We start from the raw sequence: 1,334 nt of genomic DNA, 5'->3' as shown, positions 1-1,334 counted from the left end.
ACGACCACTTCTTCGAACTGGGCGGCCACTCGCTCTTGGCCGTGCAGATGTCGAGCCGGCTGTCACAGGCTGTGGGAGTCGAGCTGCCGCTGTCGACGCTGTTCGCAAGGCCCGTGCTGACCGACCTGGCGGCAAGCATCGCCGAGCTGTTGAGCCGCTCCGGTCCACAAGAGCTGCCGTCGATTGCAGCCGTGTCGCGTCATGAGCCGCTTGTGCTGTCGTTTGCGCAGCAGCGGCTATGGTTTTTGGCGCAGCTGAACGAAGGCAGCACGAACTATCACATTCCGCTGACCTTGCGATTGCGCGGGATGCTCGACCACATCGCCTGGCAGCGCAGCCTTGACCGTCTGTTTGCGCGTCATGAGGCGCTGCGCAGTGTGTTTGTCGCGACGCAGGGCAAGCCCCGGGTTGAGGTTCTGCCGCCGGATGCGGGTCTGCCGATAGTTGAGCATGATCTGCGGGAGAGATCGGATGCGGAAGCGGCACTTTTGGATCTGTGCCATGAAGAGGGCCGCACGCCATTCGATCTTGCGTGCGGTCCGCTGATCCGCGGGCGTCTGGTGCGGTTGTCGGACGAGGAGCACGTCTTCCTGCTGACCCAGCATCACATCGTCTCGGACGGCTGGTCGATGGGCGTGCTGCTGCGTGAACTTAGCCAGCTCTACCGGGCGTTCGAGGCTGGGCAGGACGATCCTCTGCCGCCGCTTGCGATCCAGTATCCAGATTATGCCGCCTGGCAACGCCAATGGCTGTCGGGGGATCGGCTGCAGAAGCAGGCGCAGTATTGGGGCAGCGCCCTGGCAGGCACAGCCCGTCTTGTCTTGCCGACGGACCATGCGCGGCCTGCCCAGCAGTCGTTTGCCGCGGCCGCGGTCCCGATCACCGTCGATGCGGATTTGACGCGGGAGCTGAAGCGGCTGAGCCTGCAGCATGGCACGACGTTGTTCATGACGGTGCTGGCGGCCTGGGCGGCGGTGCTGTCGCGTCTGTCGGGGCAGGACGATCTTGTGATTGGCGTGCCGAGCGCCAATCGGGGGCACCGCGAGATCGAAGAGCTGATCGGGTTCTTCGTCAACACCCTGGCGCTTCGGCTGGACCTGTCGGGCAAGCCGCGCGTCTCGGAGCTTCTGGAGCGGACGCGGCGCACGGTGCTGGCTGCGCAGGAGCATCAGGATCTGCCGTTCGAGCAGGTGGTGGAGATCGTGCAGCCGCCCCGGGCTCTTGATCACACGCCATTATTCCAGGTGATGCTGGCCTGGGAGAACAATGCGGCTGGGTCATTGGACCTGCCGGGGCTGAGTGTCGAAGCTGCCGGGGAGGAGATTGATCAGGTC

Annotated in this window: 1 protein-coding gene; it reads left to right on the top strand. The window is 64.6% G+C overall.

Features of this window, described 5'->3' with window-relative positions; genetic code table 11:
* A partial coding sequence (locus OWC48_RS45880; protein WP_282525907.1) for a condensation domain-containing protein occupies window positions 1–1,334 on the top strand: 1,334 nt, incomplete at both ends.

Origin of the sequence: Bradyrhizobium sp. Arg816, assembly GCF_029989365.1 — a bacterium.
Taxonomy (GTDB): Bacteria; Pseudomonadota; Alphaproteobacteria; order Rhizobiales; family Xanthobacteraceae; genus Bradyrhizobium.
This window is presented reverse-complemented; position numbering and strand designations above follow the sequence as displayed.